General features: G+C 51.4%; 4 protein-coding genes. 2 read left to right on the top strand and 2 right to left on the bottom strand.

Going from position 1 to position 4086, the window contains the following annotated elements:
* Window positions 1-13: 13 nt before the first annotated feature.
* Window positions 14-781 carry a GHKL domain-containing protein gene (locus HYU99_07955; GenBank protein MBI2340280.1) on the top strand — a complete coding sequence of 256 codons (768 nt, stop codon included), beginning with the start codon at window positions 14-16 and terminating at the stop codon, window positions 779-781.
* Between the two features lie 33 nt (window positions 782-814).
* Window positions 815-2209: a sigma-54-dependent Fis family transcriptional regulator gene (locus HYU99_07960; GenBank protein ID MBI2340281.1), complete on the top strand. Its 1395-nt coding sequence runs from the start codon at window positions 815-817 to the stop codon at window positions 2207-2209.
* 127 nt (window positions 2210-2336) lie between these two features.
* Here HYU99_07960 and HYU99_07965 read toward each other — a convergent pair whose 3' ends face one another.
* Window positions 2337-3338, bottom strand: a complete 1002-nt coding sequence (locus HYU99_07965; GenBank protein MBI2340282.1) for a tagatose 1,6-diphosphate aldolase — start codon at window positions 3336-3338, stop codon at window positions 2337-2339.
* A gap of 37 nt (window positions 3339-3375) precedes the next feature.
* Window positions 3376-4086, bottom strand: a 711-nt coding sequence (locus HYU99_07970) for a hypothetical protein (protein MBI2340283.1), incomplete at its 5' end; no start/stop codon positions are given.

Here is a 4086-nt window from a genome sequence, read left to right on the forward strand (position 1 = left end):
CGGGCTGTTTGGGATGACGTTGGGAAAGCTTAAGCGGACGCAAATGGAACTGGTCCAGAGCGAAAAAATGGCCTCGCTCGGTCAACTGCTTGCCGGTGTGGCGCATGAGATCAACAACCCGACGACGTTTATTTATTCCAATCTGGGACCGCTTAAGGATTATCTCGGTTATTTAAGAAATGCTCTCAAGTCTGACGCCCCAAAATATCGCAATGAAATGACGGCGTCTGATGTTTTGACTGATCTGGAGGCTTTGACTAATAACATCGAAGAGGGGGCGCAGAGGACGAAACAGATTGTATCGGATCTTCGACGGTTTGGTCATTCTCAAGATGAGGTGATTCAAGAAGTGTCGGTTCTGGAAGGGATCCAAGGCACGCTCAATATTCTCAAACATACCTGGTCAGACCGGATAAAAATCCATGTCGTATGTCCTTCGGACTTGACCGTTCATGCCAATCCCGGCCAACTCTCGCAAGTCTGGATGAATCTTCTGACAAACGCGATTCAGGCGATAAAAGGAGAGGGAGAAATTTGGGTTACAGGAAAGAGGGAAAGGGGTAAGATTGTTATCTCGGTTAAGGATACCGGTTGCGGCATTGCCTCTGCCGACTTGAAACGCATCTTTGATCCTTTTTTCACGACAAAGGAACAGGGAGAAGGAACGGGGCTTGGTTTGAGTATTGTTCAGCAGATTTTAAAAAAATTCGGCGGGACGATTGATGTGAAATCTGAATCGGGGAGAGGATCTGAATTTGATGTAACATTTCCGGCATCGTAGGGGCGCGATTTATCGCGCCCCTACAAATTCAACATGAAACCGATTGTTCTCTACATCGACGACGACCAGGCGAACCTCGATACCTTCAATCGGGTCTTCCGTTTTGACTATCAGGTGGAAACCGCTCTTTCAGGAGTCGAAGGGCTCGAGAAGCTCAAGAAAATTCCCGATATTTCCGTCATCGTTTCCGATCAACGGATGCCCAAAATGACCGGAGTCGAATTTTTTCAGGAAGCCCAAAAAGTGAACCCTTACCCGACACGAATCATGCTGACCGCCTTTACCGACAACGAAGCACTCCTTAAAGCGATCCAAACCGGGCATGTGTATGACTATGTCGTCAAACCGTGGGATAAGGAGGCGCTTAAAAAAGTGATCGACAAGGCCATCGGCCTTTACACGGAACGAATCGAAAAGATCAAACAGCTCAAGGTGGCCGAGGCGAAAAACAGACTCCTCGAAGAGGAGGTCAAGGAATCGTTCAATTTCGAAGAAATCATCGGCGCCGATGGCGGATTAACCGGCATTGTGGCTCAAATCAAAAAGATTGCGCCGACAAATTCGACAATACTCATCCGTGGCGAGTCGGGAACCGGCAAAGAACTGATCGCGCGTGCCATCCACTTTAACAGTCCAAGGAAGGGGGGACCATTCGTGAAGGTAAACTGTGCCGCGCTCTCCCCCGGTCTTTTGGAAAGCGAACTGTTTGGCCACGAAAAGGGGGCATTTACGGGTGCTACCGGTCAAAAAGTCGGGCGGTTCGAACTGGCCGATGGGGGAACGCTGTTTTTGGACGAGGTCGGCGACTTGCCGGAGCCGGTTCAGGTGAAAATCCTGCGTGTTCTTCAGGAAAAAGAATTTGAACGGGTCGGGGGGACTCAGACAATAAAAACAGACATTCGTCTGATTGCCGCCACGCATCAAAATCTGGAAAAACTCATTCAGGAAAAGAAATTCCGCGAAGATCTTTTTTTTCGCATCAATGTCATCCCGCTGACGGTTCCCGCTCTTCGCGAAAGGACAGGCGATATTCCTTCCCTTGCCCGCCATTTTGCTGAAAAGTACGCCTGTGACCTCGGTAAGAAAGTGACACTCACGGGGGAGGCGCTAAAGGCGCTAAGCGAGTATGACTGGCCCGGAAATGTAAGGGAGCTCTCGAACGTCATCGAACGGGCGGTTGTGCTGGCCGACGGCGAAACGATCGACGCCCCCGATTTGTCGCAGGATCTGGTGGCTATCACGGCGATGCTCAAACAACTGGAGGAACGGCCTCCAGCCGATTTGAGAAGCGGTATTCAGCAGGGGGAGGCGCAGGAATTGGCAAAGATTTTCAAAGAATGTCGGGGGAACATCAGTCTTGTTGCCCGCAAGTTGGAACTGCCGCGGTCGACCCTGGTCCATCGTCTTAAAAAATTCCGGTTGATCTAAATCGGGGGCTTTGCCGCTGGCGCCCCCGTGCCCCCCGTTCGCTCGGACGGAGACATCTTACTCCGCAAAGTCTGCGACTTTGCTGCGCGGCCAAGCCAAGCTTGGCCTTGCACCCGATCCTCGCTCACTAACGAACTTTCTCCATCCACGGTTTTGCCCCTTTTTCGAGTACCTTGTTCAAGGCCTGGATGTTCTGGATGCCCCTGTCGGAGAGCCAGTCCTCCAGGGCTTTGACGCCCGATTTGGCGTAGACCGGAATCCCTTCCTTCCAGGTGGCTCGGCCGCAGAGGACGCCGTTGAAATTAACCCCTGATTCAATCGCCAACTCCAAACTCTCGCGGAATTCATCGTCGGAAACGCCGGCGGAAAGATAGATAAATGGCTTCTTTGTTACGGCGGCGGTTTTTCGAAACAAATCTTTGGCTTGTTCCTTATCGTAAGCCGATTCCCCTTTGCAGGCCTTGGCCCCCTTCACGAATTTCATGTTCACCGGAACTTCCACCTTCAACACATCGACCCGGTAACGGTCTTTGGAAAATTCTTCCATGCTCTTCTTCACAACTTCCGGCTTCAGCCCGGCGAATTCAATCCCCTTTTCGTCTTCATTGCCGGTTGGATAACCGACAAATTCGAGAAAATAGGGGATGTCATGCAAAGCGCATTCCGCACCGATCCGCTCCACCCAGGCATGCTTGACTTCGTTGATCCCCGGTTTTTCGAGCGGGCTGTAATAGAGAAGAATTTTAACGGCATTGGCCCCCGCTTCAATCGATTTGGAGACGGTCCAGTTGGGAATCAGCCGCGGAACGCGTCCCGGCGTGTTTTGCTCGTAGCCGGTCGATTCGTAGGCCAGGAGAAGACCGGCGTTTTTGGCGCGGGCATGCGCCGCCTCCAGACCAAATTCGGGGTCAAGCAAAATGGCGCTGGCATGGGGGGTTAAGACCTTCGAGACCGCCGTCTTAAACTCGGCCATCATTTGCGGGGTTATTTGAGAGGGTTCAAGCCCTTTTTCCTTGGCGATGGCCTTCTGAAGGGACCCCCGCTGATCCATGGCCGCCGCGGCGATAATCCCTTTTTTGTTGGCCAGTTTTTCCAGATGGGCCCGTTTATTTGCCGAAAGTTTTGTCATGATGATTGCCTCCTGTATGGGTTGAATTCGGGTGTCTTTAGGAAATTTTCGACGCCAATGCAACCGCCATTTTTCGTTTATAGATCAAACATCCGTTCATATTTTTCCAGAAGCGATAATTTTCCCGCAGATAACGATAAAGAGGAGGATAGTGTTTCACCGGATATTTTTTGTAGTTGTGGATGTCGGCCGGGGAAGTATCGACAAAATAGGCCGGGGGATGATTTTTGAAATCCTCCCACAGCGCCTCCCAAGCCTCCGGCGCGGCGAATTTTTGCGCGTCAAAGGCCGGATCGTCGGATTTTTGGGAGCCGGGGACTTTGCCGGTGAGAAGATCGGTCCACAAAAAACGGGAGGCCGGTTTTCGTTCAGCGTGAAAATAAATGGCGGTCGCAAAACCCCATACAAAAAGAGTTTCATCCGGTTTTGTATTCCTTCGAAGCCACTCGCCGATGGCCTGCTGTTCAAAAAGCTGGTCGTCCGGAAAAAGGTTATAAATGTTTTTTTGATCGACCCGCAACAACCAGAAAAAAAGGGCTGGAATCAGGATAAAAATACCGGCACGTTGCAGGGATTTTTTATCCGGAAGACGCGAGGCGGTCTGCGCGGCCAAAAGACAAAGCGGCGGCAAAATCTGGATGAAGTAACGGCCGTAAAAGCGGCCTCCCATGGCAACCGGGACAAGCGACAGAACAAACCACAAAAGGATCAGGAGATGACAGGGAGATCGGTAAAAATCGCGGCGACG

Source organism: Deltaproteobacteria bacterium (assembly GCA_016183175.1).
Classification (GTDB): Bacteria; UBA10199; UBA10199; order UBA10199; family SBBF01; genus JACPFC01.

Coding starts and splice junctions, on each gene's coding strand:
- HYU99_07955 (MBI2340280.1), top strand. CDS start 14: ATGACGTTGGGAAAGCTTAAGCGGACGCAAATGGAACTGGTCCAGAGC.
- HYU99_07960 (MBI2340281.1), top strand. CDS start 815: ATGAAACCGATTGTTCTCTACATCGACGACGACCAGGCGAACCTCGAT.
- HYU99_07965 (MBI2340282.1), bottom strand. CDS start 3,338: ATGACAAAACTTTCGGCAAATAAACGGGCCCATCTGGAAAAACTGGCC.